20 protein-coding genes are annotated in these 20,302 nt (G+C 73.4%); 10 read left to right on the forward strand and 10 right to left on the reverse strand.

Going from position 1 to position 20,302, the window contains the following annotated elements:
• Positions 1 to 4: 4 nt before the first annotated feature.
• Entirely contained in the window at positions 5 to 367 is a 363-nt protein-coding gene (locus C1A33_RS22675) for a DsrE family protein (RefSeq protein WP_101833377.1), read from the reverse strand.
• 40 nt (positions 368 to 407) lie between these two features.
• On the opposite strand from C1A33_RS22675, the gene C1A33_RS37555 reads away from it, so the two are divergent.
• Entirely contained in the window at positions 408 to 533 is a 126-nt protein-coding gene (locus C1A33_RS37555; protein ID WP_279354687.1) for a hypothetical protein, read from the forward strand.
• Entirely contained in the window at positions 530 to 1,096 is a 567-nt protein-coding gene (locus tag C1A33_RS22680; protein ID WP_243407842.1) for a nitrobindin family protein, read from the forward strand. The genes C1A33_RS37555 and C1A33_RS22680 overlap by 4 nt, the downstream gene beginning before the upstream one ends.
• A gap of 4 nt (positions 1,097 to 1,100) precedes the next feature.
• On the opposite strand, the gene C1A33_RS22685 is transcribed toward C1A33_RS22680, so the two are convergent.
• Complete coding sequence (locus tag C1A33_RS22685) at positions 1,101 to 1,595, reverse strand: type III secretion system chaperone family protein (RefSeq protein WP_101833378.1); 495 nt, start codon at positions 1,593 to 1,595, stop codon at positions 1,101 to 1,103.
• Positions 1,596 to 1,747: 152 nt separating this feature from the next.
• Positions 1,748 to 3,055, reverse strand: coding sequence for a D-inositol-3-phosphate glycosyltransferase (mshA, locus tag C1A33_RS22690; protein WP_101833379.1), 1,308 nt, complete (start codon positions 3,053 to 3,055; stop codon positions 1,748 to 1,750).
• A gap of 294 nt (positions 3,056 to 3,349) precedes the next feature.
• Between mshA and C1A33_RS22695 the strand changes: the two genes are divergently transcribed.
• Positions 3,350 to 4,213, forward strand: a complete 864-nt coding sequence (locus tag C1A33_RS22695) for an SAM-dependent methyltransferase (RefSeq protein WP_101833410.1) — start codon at positions 3,350 to 3,352, stop codon at positions 4,211 to 4,213.
• Here the strand turns inward: C1A33_RS22695 and C1A33_RS22700 are convergent.
• Positions 4,179 to 4,703 carry an O-acetyl-ADP-ribose deacetylase gene (locus tag C1A33_RS22700; protein ID WP_101833380.1) on the reverse strand — a complete coding sequence of 175 codons (525 nt, stop codon included), beginning with the start codon at positions 4,701 to 4,703 and terminating at the stop codon, positions 4,179 to 4,181. The two genes, C1A33_RS22695 and C1A33_RS22700, sit on opposite strands and share 35 nt — an antisense overlap.
• A 178-nt stretch (positions 4,704 to 4,881) precedes the next feature.
• On the opposite strand from C1A33_RS22700, the gene C1A33_RS22705 reads away from it, so the two are divergent.
• A complete protein-coding gene (locus C1A33_RS22705; protein WP_101833381.1) occupies positions 4,882 to 5,379 on the forward strand; it encodes a DUF1269 domain-containing protein in 498 nt (165 codons plus the stop codon).
• Between the two features lie 67 nt (positions 5,380 to 5,446).
• Here the strand turns inward: C1A33_RS22705 and C1A33_RS22710 are convergent, their stop codons facing one another.
• The 4 genes from C1A33_RS22710 to C1A33_RS22725 form a co-directional block, all read right to left on the reverse strand.
• Positions 5,447 to 6,403, reverse strand: a complete 957-nt coding sequence (locus C1A33_RS22710; RefSeq protein ID WP_101833411.1) for an aldo/keto reductase — start codon at positions 6,401 to 6,403, stop codon at positions 5,447 to 5,449.
• Positions 6,404 to 6,521: 118 nt separating this feature from the next.
• Positions 6,522 to 7,073, reverse strand: coding sequence for a hypothetical protein (locus tag C1A33_RS22715; protein ID WP_101833382.1), 552 nt, complete (start codon positions 7,071 to 7,073; stop codon positions 6,522 to 6,524).
• A 354-nt stretch (positions 7,074 to 7,427) separates the two neighbouring features.
• Positions 7,428 to 8,279, reverse strand: coding sequence for a helix-turn-helix domain-containing protein (locus C1A33_RS37560; RefSeq protein WP_279354688.1), 852 nt, complete (start codon positions 8,277 to 8,279; stop codon positions 7,428 to 7,430).
• Positions 8,280 to 8,444: 165 nt separating this feature from the next.
• Positions 8,445 to 9,659 (reverse strand): DUF349 domain-containing protein, encoded by a 1,215-nt coding sequence (locus tag C1A33_RS22725; protein ID WP_243407843.1) that lies wholly within the window; start codon positions 9,657 to 9,659, stop codon positions 8,445 to 8,447.
• A gap of 386 nt (positions 9,660 to 10,045) precedes the next feature.
• Here C1A33_RS22725 and C1A33_RS22730 point away from each other — a divergent pair, with 386 nt between their 5' ends.
• The 5 genes from C1A33_RS22730 (at position 10,046) to C1A33_RS22750 (ending at position 16,369) form a co-directional block, all read left to right on the forward strand.
• Entirely contained in the window at positions 10,046 to 10,951 is a 906-nt protein-coding gene (locus C1A33_RS22730; RefSeq protein WP_101833383.1) for a carbohydrate ABC transporter permease, read from the forward strand.
• A complete protein-coding gene (locus tag C1A33_RS22735) occupies positions 10,948 to 11,895 on the forward strand; it encodes a carbohydrate ABC transporter permease (protein WP_101833384.1) in 948 nt (315 codons plus the stop codon). Before C1A33_RS22730 ends, C1A33_RS22735 begins: the two co-directional genes overlap by 4 nt.
• Before the next feature lie 13 nt (positions 11,896 to 11,908).
• Positions 11,909 to 13,261 (forward strand): extracellular solute-binding protein, encoded by a 1,353-nt coding sequence (locus tag C1A33_RS22740; protein WP_101833413.1) that lies wholly within the window; start codon positions 11,909 to 11,911, stop codon positions 13,259 to 13,261.
• Positions 13,262 to 13,356: 95 nt separating this feature from the next.
• Positions 13,357 to 14,508, forward strand: coding sequence for an ABC transporter ATP-binding protein (locus C1A33_RS22745; RefSeq protein ID WP_101833414.1), 1,152 nt, complete (start codon positions 13,357 to 13,359; stop codon positions 14,506 to 14,508).
• Between the two features lie 511 nt (positions 14,509 to 15,019).
• A complete protein-coding gene (locus tag C1A33_RS22750) occupies positions 15,020 to 16,369 on the forward strand; it encodes an NsdA family TPR-like regulatory protein (protein WP_101833385.1) in 1,350 nt (449 codons plus the stop codon).
• Between the two features lie 37 nt (positions 16,370 to 16,406).
• On the opposite strand, the gene ygfZ is transcribed toward C1A33_RS22750, so the two are convergent.
• Positions 16,407 to 17,627: a CAF17-like 4Fe-4S cluster assembly/insertion protein YgfZ gene (gene ygfZ / locus C1A33_RS22755; RefSeq protein ID WP_101833386.1), complete on the reverse strand. Its 1,221-nt coding sequence runs from the start codon at positions 17,625 to 17,627 to the stop codon at positions 16,407 to 16,409.
• A 1,015-nt stretch (positions 17,628 to 18,642) separates the two neighbouring features.
• On the opposite strand from ygfZ, the gene C1A33_RS22760 reads away from it, so the two are divergent.
• The gene (locus C1A33_RS22760) at positions 18,643 to 19,380 is read left to right on the forward strand and encodes a phosphoglyceromutase (protein WP_101833387.1); all 738 of its coding nucleotides are present in this window, start codon (positions 18,643 to 18,645) and stop codon (positions 19,378 to 19,380) included.
• 53 nt (positions 19,381 to 19,433) lie between these two features.
• Here C1A33_RS22760 and phoU read toward each other — a convergent pair whose 3' ends face one another.
• Entirely contained in the window at positions 19,434 to 20,081 is a 648-nt protein-coding gene (gene phoU / locus C1A33_RS22765; RefSeq protein WP_101833388.1) for a phosphate signaling complex protein PhoU, read from the reverse strand.
• Positions 20,082 to 20,302 lie beyond the last annotated feature (221 nt).

Below are 20,302 nucleotides of genomic sequence, written 5' to 3' on the forward strand. Positions count from 1 at the left end.
CGGCTCAGTAGACGAGGGCCTGGACGCCGTCCGCGAGCACCTCGTCGGCGAAGGCGGCCGCGCCGGCGATCGTGATCCCGTCGAGCACGTCGTCCGGGCCGAAGGAGCGCCGGGCCGCACACTGGGTGCACACCGTCACCCGGCCGCCGGCGAGGATGCCGGCGAGCAGGTCCGGCAGCGGCGCGGCCTGCGGCAGGCTGAACTCGGCGGCCCGGCCGGGCAGGGCGAACCACGCGGACTCGCCGGTGAGCCAGAGCGACACGTCGGCACCGGCCGCGACGGCGACCGCCGCCACCGTGAAGGCCTGCGAGCAACGCTCCGGGGCGTCGAGCCCGGCGGTGACCTTGACGACGAGGCGACGGGGCATCCCTCCAGTCTGCCTCACCCGCCCGGGCGTGGTCGACGTCGTGGCGGCCGTTAGGCTGCGCAGCGTGCTGCACTACTTCTTCACCGGGCTCCTGGTGGCGATGAGCGTGCTGATCGCCTGGATCTCCGGCTACGTCGTCCACAAGCTGTACGAGGGACTGCGGTGAGCGCCCGGGACCGGACCGCCGCCGAGCGGCCGCGCTCCGCCGACGTGCGCGGCGCGGTGGACCTGCACGCCAGCCTGCTGCCGCTCGCCTTCCTGGTCGGGACCTGGCGCGGCGAGGGCGTCGGCGGCTACGAGGGCATGGACGGCTTCCACTACGGCCAGGAGATCACGTTCGCCGCGGACGGCCGGCCCGCGCTGGGATACGTCTCGCACACCTGGTGGACGGACGAGCCGCGCGACGGCCGCGAGCCCGGCAGCCCGCTGGCCACCGAGACGGGCTTCTGGCGGGTACAGCCGGGGGAGAACGGCGCGACGGCGGTCGAGGTGATGCTGGCGCACCCGTTCGGCATCGCCGAGATCTATGTCGGCACGGTCACCGGTACCCGGATCGACCTCGACCACAACGTGCTGATCCGCACCGCCACCGCCCGGGACGTCACCCGCTCGGTCCGCCTGTACGGGCTGGTCGAGGGCGGCGACCTCGCCTACGCGATCGACATGGAGGCGGAGGGCAAGCCGCTGCAGTCGCACCTGTCGGCGCGGCTGAAGCGGGTCACTGACTAACGCGTCAGGCGGGACTGGCCGCGCTGCCGCCATCCGCGGCGAGCTTGGCCCGCCAGGCCTTCTCCCGCTCGATCGCGGAGGCGAACCCGAGGGCGATCGCCGGGTCGAAGTTGTCGTCGGCGTAGGTGCCGACGCAGCCGAGGATCCGGTCGATCTCCTCGGCGGTGATGGCGGCGAGCGGGAGCTGCCCGGTCAGGAAGATGTCGCCGACCCGGTCGATGGAGAAGTGCACGCCGTAGGTGCGCGCGTTGCGGCCGAGCAGGAAGCCGTAGGTGCCCGCGGCGTTCTCGGCCGGGGCGCGCATGAAGAACGCCTCGACGAACAGCGAGTGGTCCTGCACGACGAGCCAGGTCATCGTGCGCAGCTTGTGCTCGCCCTCCAGGGTGACCAGGAACGAGCCGGTGTCGACGTGCTCGAAGGCGAGGTCGAGGTCGGCCAGGGCGGTGGCGATCAGCGCGTCGAGCCGCTGGCGCTCCGTCGTGTCGATGGGTGCCGTCATGACCGCAAACCTCCCCTGTCGCCGCGGCGACGATGCCGGATCCGGTGCAGATCCTCGCATCCGGTCGACCGCCCTGGCGGCAGCGGTCCCCGCCAGCGGCCCTCCAGGCACGCCGGCGGCGGGTCCGTGACGGCCAGCGCGCCGGCGGCGGCTCAGACGGCGACGGCCGCGGGGCTCAGCGCGTGCCGGTAGCTGCGCAGGACGCCGCGGGCGGTGGTGGACCAGCCGAAGCCCGAGGCCCGGCCGAGGGCGCCGGCGGCGAGCCGGGCCCGCCAGTGCGGCTGGCGCAGCAGCTGGTCCAGCGCGTCGGCGTAGCGCGCCGGATCGCGGCCGGGCACCAGCAGACCGGAGACGCCGTCGGCGACGGCGGTGCGCAGGCCGCCGACGGCCGCGGCGACCACCGGCGTGCCGCAGGCCTGCGCCTCCAGCGCGACCAGCCCGAAGCTCTCGCTGTGGCTGGGCACGACGACGGCGGTGGCCGCCCGGTACCAGTGGGCGAGGTCGCGCTGCGGCGCCGGCGGCTGGAAACGGACCAGGTCGGAGATCCCGAGGTCGGCCGCGAGCTTGACCAGGACGTCCGGCTGCTCCAGCCCCGAGCCGCTCGGGCCGCCGACGACGGCCACGGTCAGCCGGTCCCGCCGGCCCGGATCACGGCGAAGCAGCTCGGCGGCGGCGTGCAGCAGCAGATCGGGGGCCTTCAGGGGCTGGATGCGCCCGACGAACAGCAGCAGGTCCCCGTCCGGGTCGAGCCCGAGCAGTGCCCGCGAGCGCGCCGCGTCGCCGGGGCGGAAGACGTCAAGGTCGACGCCGGGGGCGACGACGTCCACCCGGTCCGCGGCAGCGCCGTAGAGGCCGCCGAGGTGTTCGCGTTCGTCCTCGGTGGAGGCGATCAGCCGGGTGGCACCGGCGATCACCTCCTGCTCGCCCCGGACCCGGCCGGGTGGTTCGGGCCGGTCCCCGGCGGCGAGCGCGTCGTTCTTGACCTTCGCCAGGGTGTGCGAGGTGTGCACGAACGGGACGCCCCAGCGCCGGGCCACGGCGAGGGCGACCTGGCCCGACAGCCAGTAGTGCGAGTGGATGAGGTCGAACCAGCCGGGCTCCTGCCCGGCCTCGGCCCGCAGCACGTCGGCGGTGAACGCGCACAGCCAGGCCGGCAGGTCCTCGCGGTGGACCTCCTCGAACGGCCCGGCGTCGACGTGGCGCACGGTGACGCCGGGGACGAGTTCGGCCGACGTCGGCGCCCGGCTGCTCACCGCCCGGGTGAACACCTCGACCTCGACGCCGAGCGCGGCCAGCTGCCGGGACAGCTCCACCACGTAGACGTTGAGCCCGCCGGCGTCACCCGTGCCGGGCTGCTCCAGCGGCGACGTGTGCATCGACAGCATCGCGACGCGCCGCGGCCGCCGCCCGCGCTCGGGCCCGGTGCGGCCCGCCTCGGCCCCGCTGCCGATCAGACGCACCCGGCACCTCCGCATTCCGCCTGGGGCGTCCGCCCGGCACGACCATCCCTGCTGTGGACCGACACGAGAACCACCGTTCTACCCGCCCGGTTGTGGGGTCAACCGATCAGTCCGGCCCGCCCGGCGGGAGCCCACCAGCCGGATCCGCCGCCGGACCGGGGGAAATGCCTGTCCCCATGCTGGTCAACACGCCGTCGCGGGGCATCCATGCCAGCCGGGCGGTCACAGTTCTGTAACGAATCCAACGTCACCCCGGCCCCCGGACGGGTGTGGCCGGTCTGCGAGGCTGGTCCGGTGTCGACGTCTGGTGCCGGGCGGCTCGCGGCCGGCCGGGCCCGGGCCCTCGGTCTGCCCACCCGGGGCACCACCGCGCCGAACCGGCTGCGGCGGATCGACCGGTGGCTGCTCGACACCGCCGGGCCGCTGCTGCGGGGCTGCGCCGATCCGCTGGTCGTCGACCTCGGCTTCGGCGCGTCGGCGGTCACTACAGTCGAGCTGTACACCCGGTTACGCGCGGTTTGTCCGCGGGTGCGGGTTGTCGGCCTGGAGCTCGACCCCGACCGCGTCGCCGCCGCGCTGCCCGCCGCCCGGCCACCCGGGCTGACGTTCGCCCGCGGCGGATTCGGGCTGCCCCCGGAGCTCGGCAGCCCGGTGGTGATCCGGGCGCTGAACGTGCTGCGGCAGTATCCGGAGCCGGCCGTGGCCGGGGCGTGGGCGACGATGACGGGCCGGCTCGCGCCCGGCGGCCTGCTCGTCGAGGGCACCTGCGACGAGATCGGGCGGCGGGCCTGCTGGTTCGGCCTGCCGGCAGGGCAGGCGCCACCCGGCTGGGCGGCCGCCGCCGGGCGGGTGCCGACGGTCCCCACCCTCACCCTGGCGGCGCATCTGGCGAGCCTGCGGGCCCCCTCCGAGCTCGCCGAGCGGCTGCCGAAGTCGCTCATCGCCCGCAACGTGCCCGGTCAGGGCATTCACCGCCTGCTCGGCGCGCTGGACGACGCGTGGGCGCGGGCGGCGCCGCGGGCGGTGTTCTCGCCGCGGCAGCGCTGGATCGCCGCCGCCGGTGAGCTGCGGGCGGCCGGCTGGCCCGTGCGGGGTGACGCGCGGCGCTGGCGGCTCGGCGAGCTCACCCTGGACTGGCCGCCGCCAGCGCCGCGGTGAACGCCCGGTGGGTCCGCTCGTCGAACAGGACGAAACGGACCTCGCGCACCGCCGTCGTCGCCCCGAGCACGCTCGTCACCGCCAGCCGGGCGGCGTCGTCGAGCGGCCAGCCGTAGGCGCCCGCACTCACGGCCGGAAACGCGACGCTGGCCGCGCCGAGGTCGTCGGCGACGCGCAGCGCCTCGGTGTAGGCGGAGCGCAGCAGCGCCGAGCGGTCCTCGACCGGGTCGTACACCGGGCCGACGACGTGGATGACGTGGCGCGCGGGCAGCCGCCCGGCCGTCGTCGCGACCGCCTGACCCGTCGGGAGCCCGCCAGGCAGGACCGTCCTGCGCAGCTGGACGCACGCGTCGAGGATCTCGCGGCCGCCCGCGGCGTGGATCGCACCGTCGACGCCACCACCACCGCGCAGCCCGCTGTTCGCGGCGTTGACGATCGCGTCGACCTCGACCCGGGTGATGTCGCCCCGCTTCAGGGTCACCTGCACCATGCCGCAGAGTCTTCCGCATGGCCGCGTCCCCGGTCGTGGCCGAGTCTCCCGTCTGGGGGTGGCGGGTTCGCGGGTGGCGGCGTCGACGGACGAGAATCGGTGGGGAGGAACGGCGCCCGCGGCGCCGAGGGTCCGGGGTCGGCCGGGTGGATCCGGGCGGCCGGAAGGGACGGTGGCGATGGCGGGGCAGCTGGTGGTGCTCGGGTTCGACAGTGTGGAACAGGCCAGGGCGGCCTGGGCGCTCGGCCGCCGCCTGCGCCGGGCGCGGCACCTCGGTGTCGCCGACGGCGTGCTGGTCTGGCGGGACGGCGATGGTCGGGTACGGATCCGGCACGCCGCGAGCCCGGCCCGAACGGCGGCCCTCGGCGGGGCCGTGTGCGGCGGGGTGGTGGGCGCGGTCTTCTTCGCGCCGGTGGTCGGCCTCGGTCTCGGGGCCGGCGCCGGAGCCCTGGCCAGCCGGCTGACCGGGCCCGGCGTCGACGACGACGTCGTCCGGCGGATCGCCGGCCACCTGCAGCCGGGCCGTGCGGCGGTGCTGGCGCTGGTGCGGCACTCGACCGAGGAGGTCACCGCCGCGCTGCGCCCCCATCACCCCATGGTGATCATGACCACGCTGCCGCCTGACCAGGAACGCCGCCTGGCCACCGTCCTGGGACGCGACCCGGCCCCGATCTGACCGCCGCCGCCCGCCCGCCGGGGCGAGCGTGGGCCCGGTCCTGGGACCGAGCCCGGGGCCCGGCCGGTCAGGGCGCGTCGGGGCGGCGGGTCGGGGCGATCTTGTCGAGGACGGCGAGGTCGTCCGGGCGCGGCTGCCACTGGCCGGCCGTCGCATTCGCGCGCACCTGGGCCGCGCTGGTCGCGCCGGCGATGACGGAGACGACGCCGGGCTGCGCGGTGAGGCCGCCGATCGCCACGTCGAGCAGCGAGCGGTCCCGCTCCCGGGCGAACGACTCCAGCACGTCGAGCCGGTCGAAGACGTCGTCGGTGAGCTCGTCCTGGCGCCCGGCGAGCCGGGTGCCGGCGGGCGGCGCCTCGTCCCGCACGTACTTGCCGGTGAGCAGGCCGTTCTCCAGCGGGAAGTAGGGGATGACCCCGATGCCGTACTTGACCGCGGCCGGGACGAGCTCCGCCTCGACCCCACGTTCGAGCAGGCTGTAGTGGTTCTGCGCGGAGATGAACCGGGTCGCGCCCGAGGCGCGGGCGGTCCACTCGGCGTCGGAGACCTGCCAGGCGTCGAGGTTGCAGGAGCCGATGTAGCGGATCTTGCCCTCCTTCACCAGCTCGTCGAGTGCCTCGAGGGTCTCCTCGATCGGGGTGAAGGCGTCGAGGTTGTGCAGCTGGTAAAGGTCGATGTAGTCGGTCTGCAGTCGGCTCAGCGAGCCCTCGACGGCCTTGCGGATGTAGCGGCGCGACGCGCGGGCGCGGAAGTCCTGGCCGTACATGCCGCCCATGTCGTTGCCGAACTTGGTGGCGAGCACGATGTCGTCGCGACGGCCGCGCAGGACATGGCCGAGCAGCGTCTCCGAGCCGCCCTTGTTGCCATAGGTGTCCGCGGTGTCGAAGAAGGTGATGCCGGCATCGAGGGCGGCGTCGACGACGGCACGGGTGCCGGTGAGATCGACGCGCGAACCGAAGTTGTTGCATCCCAGGCCGACAACCGACACCAACAGTCCGGACGAACCCAGCGGGCGATAGCGCATGCTGTCAATACAGCACATCGGACCGTGGTCCGCGGACACCAGGTCCACGGACCACAGCCGACTTCAGCACATGGGTTATCGACCGTAGATGTTTCGGTGATGCCATGTTGGCCTGGCGTCAGCGCTCCGGTGTGGCGTCGACGACGGCGCGGCCGACCGCCTCGGCGGCCCGGCGGGTCGAGGTGCGCGCGGCGCGGGTCTGGCTGACCGCGGTCCGCGTGCGCGTCACGGCCTGCTCGGTGGAGGGGCTGCGGCGGATGCTGGCGACCCGGCGCTCGCCGCGGTTCGCGAAGGAGTTGTAGAGCTCGTTCGCCCGGCCCGACAGGTCGGAGATCTGGGAGGTGACCGTGGACGGCAGCGCGCGCACGGCCGAGCTCACCTGGGTGGGAACCCGCGCGGCCTGCACGGGGAGGGCCCCGACCCGGTCGGAGAGCCGGCGCACCTCGCTGCCCGTCGTCGTCGGCAGCGCGAGCAGCCTCTCGACGGCCGCGTCCGCGGCCCCCACCGAGGCGTACAGCGGCTTGCGGACTTCGGCCAGGGGCACCCTGACCTCGGCCTTCACCTCGGTCTGACCGGCGCGGGCCTGGGTGGTCGCACGGGCGGCGGGGCGGGCGGTCGACCGGGTCGCCGGCCGGGTGGTGCTGCGGGTCGTCGTGCGCGTGGTGGCCATCTTGTCTCCTCTGGTCCAGGTTCAGGTGTCGTCGTGTAGCGGTCCCGGGGTTTCGGGCGTTGGCCGTCAGATGGCCCAGCCGTGGCTTTCGGGTCAGGGATCGTCGTCGGGACGGGTGCGAGGTGGCCGCGCTCCGGCCTGGCGGGAGCGCGCTGCCGGCGCCGCTCCAAGCGGACCGGCGACGCGCGGCGGGCGCCGGCCGGCAGCCGATGTCCGTGTACCGGCAGGGCCTCACGGGGACGAGCCGGGTGGCGCCGCCGCGTCGTCGCCGACGCTCGGACGGCTGGCCGGCGCGGGTCGGCGGCGGCGGTGGCGGCCAGCGGCGGGGTCGGGGCCGCGTGGGAAATGGTGGGCTCAGGTTGTTCCGGTGGCGGGTTGTTCGGTGCCGGCGACCCCGTTCGCGTTGCCGGCCGTGGAACCGGAGTCGGCGACGACGTCGCTGCCGCCGCCGCGGCGGGAGCGGGTGGGCTCACCCGCCGACGAGGTGCCGGTCGAGGCGGCGGTGTCGGTGGCCGTTGTCCGCTTCGTACGGCGCTTCGGCGGGGCGGTGCCGGTCGGCGCGGTCTCCGGGGAAGCACTGGCGGCCGGCTTGCCCGGCGCGCGGCCCGCGGCGGCCGCCGAACGGCCGGTGCCCGTGCGGCGCGTGTCGGCGGTGGTGGAGGTGCCTCGCACCGTGCCGCGACGGCGGGCCGGTGCGGTGGCGGACGCCTTCTCGTCCACGGCCGGCGCGACGGGCACGGTGGCCTCCTCGTCGGCCGGGACGTCCGCGGCGAGTTCGACGTCGTCCGGCCCGGTACGACCGGCGACGGCGTTCTCCTTGCAGAACGCCTCGTAGATGTCGAGCACCACCTGCTTCTGCCGCTCGGAAAGGGACTCGTCCCCGAGCACCGCGGCCATCACGTTCTCGCCGCCGTGCCGTTCCTCGAGGATTCCGGCCTGGACATAGAGCACCTCCGCGGAGATGCGCAGCGCCTTCGCGATCTGCTGCAGGATCTCCGCGGACGGTCGGCGCAGACCACGCTCGATCTGGCTGAGGTAAGGGTTGCTCACCCCGGCCTGTTTGGCGAGTTGACGAAGGGATATCTGGGCGGTGCGCCGCTGGTCCCGGATGAAATCGCCGACATCACGCACGTTCAGGGCCGCCACCAGGTCGGATGCCTCCTTCGCCGGGCAGCCGCCACGCCGGGCCGCCGCCGGGCTCCGCACCGGGAACGTGCGCGGCGGTCGCCGCGGACCGGCCGCTCCGGACAGATCGTCGGAACAACGCGGTATCAACAGACGGAACCCTACGTCGAACTGCTAGCTCTGGCAAGCGGGCGAGTTAGCCCATTGGTCGGCCGTGTGACGGATCGAGCCGCCTGGTCGGTGGGGTCAGTTCTCGGCCTGGGCGAGCCAGGCGCGCTGGGTGGCCAGCGCCGCCTCGGTCTCGGCGATCTCCTTGGTGCGGCCGGCGGCCTGCGCCCGCGCGAGCTTCTCCTCGAGCTTCGCGACCGACTCCCGCAGCCTGATCACGAACGGCGAGCTGGAGACGGACCGCTGTGCCCAGCGCTCGTCCGCGGCGTCGCGCAGCTTGTCGCCTATCGCGGCCATCTGCCGCTCCAGGGAGGCGGCGGACTCGCGGGGCACCCGGCCGATGTCGTCCCACCGGTCCTGCAGCTCCCGCAGCCGCCGCAGTGACCGGTCGGTGTCCGCCGGGTCGAGCGCGGTCGCCTCGGCCAGCAGGGCTTCCTTGCGGACCTGGTTCTCCCGCAGCTCGGCGTCGCGCTCGGCGTTCGCCTCGTTGCGCCGGCTGAAGAAGACGTCCTGGACCTCGCGGAACTCGGTCCACAGCGCGTCGTCGACGTCCTTGGCGGCGCGGCCGGCGGCCTTCCAGTCGGCGAGCAGGGCGCGGTAGCGGGTGGTGGTGCCGGCCCAGTCGGTCGAGTCGATCAGCGTGCGCGCCTCGGCGATGATCGCCTCCTTGCGCTCCCGGGAACGGGCCCGCTGCGTGTCGAGCGCCGCGAAGTGGGCGGTGCGCCGACGGGTGAACTCCTCGCGGGCGGCGGTGACCCGTCGCCACAGGGCCGAGTCGGTCCGCTTGTCCAGCGAGCCGGCGGCGCGGAACTCCTCGGCGATCGCCCGGAACCGCTCGCCGGCGCTCTTCCACTCGGAGCTGCGGCCCAGCCGCTCGGCCTCGGCGACCAGCTCCTCCTTGGCGGCCGCGATCCGGGCACTGCGCTCGGCCCGCTCGGCGGCGAGGGCGGTCCGCCGCTCCTGGGTGGCCGCGATGACCGCGTCGAGCCGGCCGCGCACCGCGTCGACGTCGCCCACGACGGCGGCGGTGTCCAGGGTGTCCAGCAGCCGGCGGGCACTGCCGGAGATCCCGGCCGGATCGACCGCGCTGAGCGTCAGCCGCCGCTCCAGCAGCTCGACCTCCGCACACAGATCGTCGTATCGGCGCTGGAAGTGGGCCAGACCCTCGTTCGGGCTGCCGGCACGCCACGAACCGACGGCACGTTCTCCGTCCGCGGTGCGAACGTAGACCGTCCCGTCTTCCGCGACCCGCCCCCAGGCCGGGGCGTCGCCGGATTCGCTGCGGTCACTCATCGTGTTCCCGGGGATCGACTGACGTTTTCCTGTCATTCTTGCAGGCGTCGGCCTCCGGCGGGATGGGCGCCACGTAACCGGACAGCACGAACCGGTGCCGACATCGTCCGCGCCGGCATCCGAACCGATATCCGTACCGACCTCTCCGGCGCGGGGCGCGCCCGTCCGGTACCGACGCGGCGGTGCCAGTGCCCAGACGCGGACGTCCAGGTGGCGACCTCGCCGATGTCGACCGCCCGGGACCGGGCCGGTAGTTGCGACCCGGTGAAGAAGCAGCTCGGCGGGCCGTGCTGTCCGCGTGGGCCACGTCCGGACACCTGTTGTTCGTGTTCCTGCCCCGACCCGGTCTATGCACTCCGGCAGGGGTGGGGCCAAGATGCGTAACCGTGACGAGTGGGACGGGTGGCGGCCGGGTGGGATGGCGGGCCGCCGCGTTGTTGTTGCCGGCGTTCGTAGGGATCGTCGTCTTCGTCATCGGGCCCGCGCTGGTGTCGGTCTTCGTCGCGGGGACGGACAAGGCGCTGACCGGTCCGCGTTTCCACTGGGTCGGCACCGCGAACGCGCGCGCCGCTTTCGATGACCCGGATCTGGGCGACGCGGTCGTGCACACCCTGGTCTACTGCCTGCTCACGGTGATTCCCGCGGTCGTGCTGGGACTCGCGCTGGCGCTGGCCGCCGAGCGGGTGACCCGCGGCCGGAGCCTGGTGCGCCTCGCGCTGTTCCTGCCGGTGAGCGCGAACATCGTGGCGATGGCGGTGGTGTTCGCCTACATCTTCGACAGCAGCCCGGACGGCCTGGCGAACACGGTCGTCGGCCTGGTCGGGATCGCGCCGGTCGACTGGCTCGGCGACACCTCGACCGCGCTGCCGGTGGTCGCGCTCGTCGGCGGCTGGCGGCTCACCAGCCTGGTGTTCATCGTCTACCTGGCTGGCCTGACGGCGATCCCGCGCTCGGTGTACGAGGCGGCGGACGTCGACGGCATTCGAGGCCTGGCCCGGCTGCGGCACATCACCCTGCCGCTGCTCGCGCCGACCAGCGTCTTCCTCGGGGTGTTCGTGACGATCCTCACGGTGCAGACGTTCGAGACCGTCGCCGTCCTGACGAAGGGTGGCCCGCTGAACTCGAGCACCACGATCATCTACTACATGTACCAGGTGGGCTTCACCGGATCGTTCCGCATCGGGTACGCGTCGATGATCGCCCTGCTGCTCCTCGCGGCGACGGTGGCGCTGGGCGCGGGCGGTGCGGTGCTGGGCCGGCGGCTGCGCCGGATCCGGGCGGCCGCCGCGTGAGCGCCGGCACCGACGCCGCCCGGCCGGACGCCGCCCGGGCTCCCCGGGGCGGGGCCGGCACCCGGCGCCGGCACGCGGCCCGCCCCGAGCGGGGGCCGGGGGCGGGACGGCGCCGGCTACCGGCCCCCGGGACCCTCGCCCGCTGGGCGCTGCTCGCGGTCGGCATCGCGGCCGCCCTGCTGCCGTTCGTCTGGATGCTGCGGACCGCGCTCGGGCCGCCGCAGACCGCGCTCAGCCTGAACTCCAATCCACTGCCGTCCGAGGTGCACCTCGACTCGTTCCGGCGGGCGTGGCAGGACGCCGACCTGGGGTCGGCCCTGGTGACCGGGGTGGGGGTGAGCCTCGCGATCCTCGCGCTGCAGCTGGCCACCGCGATCCCCGCCGCCTACGCCTTCGCCTGCCTGCGCTTTCGCGGCCGCGCCGCGGCGTTCGGCATGGTGCTGGCCACCCTGCTGGTGCCGTCACAGATCACGGCGGTGCCGAACTACGTGACGATCTCCGCCCTCGGCCTCGCCGACACGAGAATCGGCCTCGTCCTGCCGTTCATGACCCAGGCCGGCATGATCTTCATGCTCCGCCAGTACATGACGACGATTCCGGCGTCCGTCCTCGACGCCGCCCGGATTGACGGGCTGGGCACGTGGCGGACGCTGCGCTCGATCGTCGTCCCGCTTGCCGCGCCGGCGATCGCGACGGTGTCGGTGTTCAGCTTCCTGCTGTCCTACAACGAGTACCTGTGGCCGCTGCTGGTCGCCCGTTCGCCCGGGATCGCCACCCCGCCGCTGGCCCTCGCCCGCCTGCTGACGGACTCCTCGTCGATCATTCCCGACTTCGCCGAACTGGCCGCGGCGGCACTGGTCATCAGCCTGCCGTCGCTCGCCGTCTTCGTCATCGCCCAACGTCGTCTTGCCACCGGGATCGCCGGCACCGGCGCCGGAGCCTGAGAGGAACCCCCGCCTGATGCGCATGCGTCGAACCCTGCCGACGGTCGTCGCCCTCGGCATGATCGTCCTCACGGCCTGCGGCGGGGGCGGGGGCTCGTCCAACCCCGCCGACGACGTGCGCCCGACGGCCCGCACGGCGGACGCCGGCGTCGCGGGCGTGGCCGGGGCGACGGCGTCGCCCGAATGCGCCGCCAGGGTGAAGACTCTGCGGATGGCGGCCGTCGGCACGCTCAACGACGTCGCGAAGTCCGGCAAGGCGTACATGGAGAAGGCACACCCCGGCCTGACCGTCGAGCTGACCGCGACCGCCCCGGACTACAGCGCGCTCGTCCAGCAGATCAGCGCCGACCGCTCGGCCGGCCGGACCGCCGACGTCGCCGTCGCCGGCTTCGACCAGCTGCCCGTCTACGCCCGCCAGCTCGGCGCCCAGGTGCTCTCACCGTCGCTGCTGCGTCCGACCTACGACCAGCGCCTGCTGCGCCTGGGCACGGTCGACGGCAAGCTCGTCGGCATCCCCCAGCAGGTCTCCACGCTCGCGCTGGTGTACAACCTCGATATCCTGCAGAAGGCCGGCGTCGACCCGAAGACGCTCACCACGACCGACGGCGTCATCGCCGCCGCGGACAAGATCAAGGCATCCGGGCAGAACGTCCAGCCGATCGACCTGCCGACCGGCCAGCAGTTCGGTCAGTGGGTGCTCAACACGCTGGCCAGCTCGAAGGGCACGCCGATCCAGGACGCCGCCGGCCGCCCGGCGCTGACCACCCCCGCCGCCCGCGAGGCCGCGCAGTTCCTGGCGAAGGTCGGCACCTACGGCCCGCAGTCCGACGACCCGACCCAGCAGGGCCTGCTGCGCTTCGGTATCCGCCGGCAGGTCGCCATCACCGCGGTGACCGTCGCGTCGCTCGCCGGCGGTCTGAAGTTCATCGCCGACCAGGGGACGAAGGGGTTCCGCGCGGGCGCGATCCCGTTCCCGACGCTGCCCGGTGGCAGCCAGCACCCGGTCGCCGGCGGCAACGCGCTGACCGTGCTCGCCACCGATCGCTGCCAGCAGGAGATGGCGACCGAGCTGGTCGTCTCGCTGCTGTCGCCGGACGTGGTCGCCGCCAGCACCGAGGCGTTCAGCTACATTCCGGTGGACAGTCAGGCGATCAGTCAGCTCGGCCCGTTCTACGAGACCTACCCGCAGCTCAAGCCGTTCCTCGCGCTGACCGGCTCGTTGGTGAAGGCGCCCGTGTGGACCGGTGCCCGCGGCGGTGAGGTGCCCACCGCGCTGTCCAACCAGGTCGTGCGCATCACCCGTGGCGAGGATCCGGCCCGCACCCTGGCCGACGCCCAGACGCAGGCCGAGGAGCTGAACCGGTGAGCGCCCCGGTCGGTGAGGCGGCCGGCGGGAGGGCCGGCGAGGTGGCTGTCGGGGTCGCTGGTGCGGTGGTCGCTGGTGCGGTGGTCGGCGGTGCGGTGCTCGGCGGTGCGGTGGTCGGTGGGGTGCCGATCGAGTTCGACCGGGTCAGCCGGTCGTTCGGCGCCGTGGCCGCGCTGCGGGAGGTGTCGCTGTCGGTGCGGGCCGGCGAGATCGTCGCGCTGCTCGGGCCGTCCGGCTCGGGGAAGTCGACGCTGCTGCGGATCTGCGCCGGTCTCGACGAGCCGAGCTCCGGCGACCTGCGCTTCGACGGGACGAGCCAGCTCGGCGTGCCACCGCACCGCCGCGACGTGTCCATGGTGTTCCAGCACTTCGCGCTCTATCCGCACAAGACGGCGCTGGACAACCTGACTCTGGCGCTGCGCCACGGCCGGGGCCTGCCGAAGGCCGCCGCCGTCGCGCGGGCGCGGGAGACCCTCGACCTGCTCGGCATCTCCGAGCTCGCCGACCGCCGGCCCGCGGCGATGTCCGGCGGCCAGCGCCAGCGGGTGGCGATCGGCCGCGCGCTGGCCACCCGGTCCCGGGTCATCCTGCTGGACGAGCCGATGTCGGGGCTCGACGCGCAGCTGCGCGTCGACCTGCGGGTCGAGATCGTCGACCTGCTGCGCGGCCTGGGCACCACCGCCCTGTTCGTGACGCACGACCAGGCCGAGGCGATGGCCATCGGAGACCGGGTCGCCGTGCTCGGGGACGGGCGTCTCCAGCAGATCGGCACGCCCGACGAGGTCTACGACACGCCGGTGACCCGCTTCGTCGCGGGCTTCGTCGGCAGCCCGCCGATGAACATCTGGGACGGCCGCTTCGAGGCCGGACGGCTGCGCGGCGACGGCTTCGACGTGCCGGCGCCCGCGGGCGCGGTCGCGGTCGGTGTGCGCCCGGAGCACCTGACCCCTGACGGCGTTCCCGCGGCCCGCACCGGTTCCGGTTCCGTGGCGGACGGGCGGGAGGGGCGCGGTCCGCAGGGCGTGGACGATGCCGGGCTGGCGCTGGCCGGCCACATCGTCGTCGCCGAGCGACTCGGCGCCGAGCGGGCCGTGTACCTGCGCTGTGGCGGCCAGAAGGTCGCCATCCGCGTCGACGCCACGCTCGCGCCCACCCCCGGCTCCGCGGTGACGCTGCGCGCGCCGCGCTCCGCGCTGACCTTCTTCGACGCGGCGGGTGCCCGGCTCGCCTCGCTTCCGGGTGCGTAGATAGCGGAAATTTCGCATGCATCGGTTCAACCGGATATACGGCGCCGACCGATAACAATTGTTTGCCGGAATCCTCCGACAGTCGGTGCCCGATATTTTCGCGAAACGTGGACCAACGGCCCGTCCACTGTGATTTGCTGTCCGACAAACGCCCATCGACTGCGATGGTGGTGTCCGGTCGGATCGGTTCCGGCGGGTGCGGTGCGGTGGTTTTCCCCGAGTGCGTGGTGCGTCGTGATTGTGGCGGATGTGGTCTCCGGGGTGCGGCAGATGGCATGATCTTCGGTGTTTGGTGCCTCGGCGCATATACTGGTCGAGATTCGGGCATTCTCCGCGAAGATTCGGGCATTCCGGGCGACAACCGTGCAATCGTGGCTGCCAGTGGTCCGGGCGTGACCTCTGTGCACGCATCGCACCGGGGTCATCGCTAGGGACACCAAGATGTCGCGACATAGCGTTAGTGGGCGCTCACGGAATTGACCCCAGGAGATCTGACCCGAGGAGATCGTCGATGCTGACGGATAACGCGCACGCCTGCACACATCCGCTTGCATTCGTCCGCGCGCAGCGTGGTTGGTCCTATCAGCGGCTGGCCCGTGTGGTCGCTCGCCGCGCCCGTGACCTCGGGGTGGCGAACATGGCCGCCGAACGCCAGAAGGTCTGGCGCTGGGAGCACCGCGGTGTCGTTCCCGACCGTGTCTCCCAGCTCGCCCTGGCGGCCGAGCTCGGCGTGCCCAACGATCGTCTCGAGTCGCACCCCTGGCCCGCCTGGCTCCCCACCGGCGACGCCGTGCGCACCGAGTACCCCTGGACCGCCGGCGGCAGCGTCACCTCCCTCATGGACGTCGTCGAGGACGCCCTGTCCGACCGCCGCGGCTTCCTGACGATCACCGGCGTCGGCGCCACCGAGCTCGCCACCCAGTGGCTCGGGCTGGAGCCGGGGATGCTGGCCGCCGCGCTCGCCGGCGGCCGCGTCGACGACCAGATCGTCAACCGGATCGAACACAACATCCCCGGCCTGCGGGTGATGGACGAGCGTCTCGGCGGTGAGAGCGTGCGCCGCCTCGTCGACGCCGAGCTCGGGGTGGTCGCCGATCTGCTGGTCCGCGGCTCGTACACCGAGGTGGTCGGCCGGCACCTGCACACGGTCGCGGCGGAGCTCGCCCGCTTCGCCGGCTGGGTCTCCTTCGACGCCGGGTTCCACACGGCCGCGCAGCGCTACTGGATCACGGCGCTGCACGCCGCGCACACCGGCGGCGACCGGATGCTCGGGGCGAACGTGCTGAAGAACATGTCACTACAGTGCGTCGACTTCGCCCGCCCGCGGGAGGCGGTCGACCTCGCCGAGGCCGCCGTGGCCAGCCTCGGCCCCGTCACCGGCCGGGTCGGCGCGATGCTGCACATGCGCCGGGCCCGGGCACACGCCGCGATCGGGGAGTCCACCGCCTGCGCCGAGGCGCTCGCCCGCTCCGAGGAGGCGATGGACGAGGCCCGCCCGGAGGACCCGGCCTGGGCGGACTACTTCGACGAGGGCGAGTACCAGGCCCAGATCGGCAGCTGCTTCATCGACCTCGGCCACCTCATCCAGGCCGACCGGTGGCTGGAGCGGTCCCTCGCCGTCCTGCCCGCCGCCCGCGCCCGGGACCGGGCCACCTACCTGCTGCGCCGGGCCGCCGTCCAGATCGACCTGGGCAACGTCGACCAGGGCTGCGCGCTGACCCGGCAGGCACTGCCGATGCTGGAGGCGACCCGGTCCAAGCGCAACGCCCGCCGGGCCGACGAGCTGCGCCGACGTCTGCGCCGCCACAGCACCGACCCGGACGCCCGTGAGCTGGACCAGGCGCTGGCCCGCAGCTCCTGACCGGCGGCAGCTCGGCGACCTGCGGCCTTGCCGGGAGTCAGGAACGCAGAAGACGCCCGGCGGGGCGCTGGGGCGCCTGGACCGCCACCTCGCCGTCGGGATCGATCGCCGCCGCGAGGTCGGCGCCGTCCGGGTCGGTGACGACCAGGGCGGCGTCCGCCGGCACGGACCGCTTGACGATCGCCAGCGCGATCGGCCCGAGCTCGGCATGCGTCTCGGCGGTGCCGACGAAGCCGACCTCACGGCCGCCGGCCGTCACCGCCGACCCCCGCGCCGCCACCGCGCCGTCCAGATGCAGCAGGACGAGCCGGCGCGGCGGGCGGCCCAGATTGTGCACCCGGGCGACGGTCTCCTGACCGCGGTAGCAGCCCTTGTCCAGGTGCACGGCGCTGGTCAGCCAGCCCACCTCGTGCGGGATCGTGCGATGGTCGGTCTCGAAGCCCAGCCGGGGCCGGCGCGCCGCGATCCTTTCCGCCTCGAAGGCGGACAGCCCGGCGAGCACCGCGCCGGCGGCCCGCAGCCGCTCGACCGTCCCCGCGACGGCCGACCGCTCGACCAGCAGATCCACCCCGTACGGCATCCGTCGCACGAGCGTGCCGTCCGCCGCGCGGGCGACCGAGTAGGGGCCGCTGACCGGCGCGCCGGTCGGCTCGGGGGACAGCGGCTCGGGCAGGTCGAGGCGGCCAGGCGCGTCAGCCTGGCTGTCCGTGGTCGCACCGCCTGGTGCGGAAGCGGCCGGGTCGGCAGGGGCGAGGAGGACCGCGGCGACCGTGCGCGCCGCCGCCGGCCCGAGCACGCTCAGCACGGCCGTGTCCGCGCTGACGTCCACCGGCTCGACCCGCAGCAGGAACCGCATCGACTCCAGGTACCGCAGCAGCCCGGCGGCCGTCCCAGGCTCGACATCCACCCAGGTGGCGGCGCCGTCGTCGGCCAGGACGAGATGATGTTCCACGTGCCCCTGTGGCGACAGGACGAGCGCCTCGCTGCCGCGCATCGCGCCGAGCCCGGACAGATGCTGCGAGGTGATGCTGTGCAGCCAGCTCAGCCGGTCCGGCCCCGCGATGCGTATCACCGCCCGGTCCGACCGGTCTACAACGGCGGCCCCCGTGGCCATCGCCCGCTGCTCGCGCAGCGGATCGCCATAGTGAGCGGCGACCAGAGCGTCAGGCCCCGTGCCCGGCACCGCGCCAGGTAGGCCCAGCAGCGCGGAGCGAGTAGCGGGATCGGTGGGGGAGGGCAAGGGTGACCCTGCTGTCATGTTCCGAGTCTAGGCCCGGCAACCGAGCCCCGGCAGGCCCAGCAGTGGTGGCGCCCCGGCCGTCTTCCGTGGAGTGGCGCCCCGGCCGTCTTCCGTGGAGTGGCGCCCCGGCCGTCCGCGTCGAGCGGCCCCGCGCCCTGATCTTCTGCGACCGCGGTCAGGGATCCGCCCTACACGGCCTCGCGGCGGTTCGTGGCCGTGTTCTGGCAACGTCACGGCGGTTCGTGTCGCGAACACGGGGACAAACCGGACACGACACGCCGTATTCGCGACACGATGCCGCTGTCCCCTGCGCGCGCTTCCCGCCCATGGGAAGTCCGCCCCTCCTCGATGTTCCGGTTGACACCGACACCGGCGATGATCATGGGTGTCGGGTGTCGGGTGTCGGGTGTCGGGTGTCGGGTGTCGGGTGTCCGGCGTCCCGGCTTCGGTGCGGACTCCTCAGGCCTGGCCGGGTCGGGGCTGTCCTGTTCCCGGACGGGGTGTTGCGATCGTCGCACTCGGCGCGCGGAAAAAGGCGTTGCGAGCCCCGGCCCGGGCCGCGTAGCGTCGTCGGTACACGAGAAGGGAGGTGGTCCAAACTTTGTATGCTCATAGGACTCGTGAGGTGACTGTCCGCTAGCCGGTCTCGTGGTCCTCACCTCTAGCCGGGTGGCCCACGGGCACCGGCACCGGCGAGTACCAGGCAGATCACCCGACCCCCGGGCTGCCGTCGACAAGTCCCGACGGCCCGTTGTCCGCATCGCGCGGCGACGGAGGCACCCGGGGGTCGCTCGTTTTCCGGGACTGTTCCCTTCGCCCGGACCGTTCCCTTCGCCGGACCGCTTCCTTCTCCCGGAACCGCTCCCTTCGCCGACTACCCGTCGGGTGATGTCCTCGCCTGCGGGCCGGTCGTGCCCGTCCGGGCCTGCGTGGCATGTCCCCTACCGGCCGTGACCGGCCATGACGCGGACGGACACCGGCAGGAACCGGCAATGCTGGCCGAGTCCCGGACCCACCAGGCAGGATCTCGGGTATGCCGACTCTCGTCCTGCTCCGCCACGGTGAGAGCAACTGGAACCGTGAGAACCTGTTCACCGGCTGGGTGGACGTCGACCTGTCCGAGAAGGGCCTGAAGGAAGCGACCCGCGGCGGTGAGCTGCTGCTCGAGGCGGGTGTCCTGCCGGACGTGGTGCACACGTCCGTGCTGACCAGGGCGATCCGCACCGCGTGGCTGGCGCTCGACGCCGCCGGCCGGACCTGGGTGCCGGTCCGGCGCTCCTGGCGGCTCAACGAGCGCCACTACGGAGGCCTGCAGGGCCTGAACAAGGCCGAGACGCTGGAGAAGTTCGGCGAGGAGCAGTTCCAGCTGTGGCGCCGCTCCTACGACACGCCGCCGCCGGAGATCGGCCCGGAGCAGGTCAGCGGGGTGGACGAGCGGTACGCCGACCTCGCCCCCGACCTCATCCCGCGCACCGAGTGCCTCGCCGACGTGGTCGTCCGGATGCTGCCGTACTGGTACGACGCGATCGTGCCGGACCTGCGCGCCGGGCGGACCGTCCTGGTCGCCGCGCACGGCAACTCGCTGCGGGCCCTCGTCAAGCACCTCGACCGGATCAGCGACACCGACATCGCCGGGCTGAACATCCCCACCGGTATCCCGCTGCGCTACGAACTCGACGACGATCTCGGCGTCGTCAGCTCCGGGTACCTCGACCCGGACGCCGCCGCCACCGCCGCGGCGGCCGTCGCCGCCCAGGGCTCGAAGAAGTAGCGCGAGACATGCCGCCAGGCCCGCGCGTCGTCGCGGGCCTGGGTCAGGTTCCCTCAGGAGGCGGCGTTCTCCCCGGTGACCAGATAGATCACCCGGCGGGCCACGGAGACCGCGTGGTCGGCGTAGCGCTCGTAGTAGCGCCCGCACAGGGTGATGTCGATGGCCGCCTCCATGCCGTGCGGCCAGGGCTTCTCGATCAGCACGTGGAACAGCGCGCGGTGCAGGCCGTCCATCGCGTCGTCGTCGGCCTCGAGCTGCTTGGCGAGGTCGGTGTCCCGGCTGGCGATCACCGAGCCGGCCTTGGCGACGATGCGCTGCGCGACCTGGCCCATCTCCAGCAGGTTGGCCCGCAGCTCCGGCGGGACCGCCCGGCCGGGGTAGCGGCGGCGCGCGACCTTCGCCACGTGCAGGGCGAGGTCGCCCATGCGCTCCAGATCGGCGACGATGCGCAGCGTGGTGACCATCATCCGCAGGTCGGTCGCGACCGGCGCCTGGCGGGCCATGACGTCGAAGGCCCGCTCCTCGATCTCGTTGCGCAGCAGGTCGACAGTCTCGTCCCCGCTGATCACGTTCTCGGCGAGCTGGAGATCGGCGTCGAGGAGAGCGGTCGTCGCCCGCGCCATGGCCGAGGCGACCAGGTTGGTCATCTCGATCAGTGACTGGTTGATGCTCTCGAGTTCGTCGGTGAAGGCGTCCCGCACGGACGGCTCCTTCTCTTCGATGATGGTTCGTGGGGCAGCAGGGGTGGTTCAGGTGGGACGTCGAACTATGCGTGGATCCATCTGATCACGGGAACGGCGACGGTAGGCGCGCCGAAACTCGACGATGATGCGCACCTCTCGCGGTTCGGTGAACATCGACGATAGATCCGATGAACAACGGGCGACGATCGGCGCTGAAGGCTTGCAGGGCGATGCCCGCA

This window comes from Frankia canadensis, from assembly GCF_900197875.1.
GTDB lineage: Bacteria > Actinomycetota > Actinomycetes > Frankiales > Frankiaceae > Frankia > Frankia canadensis.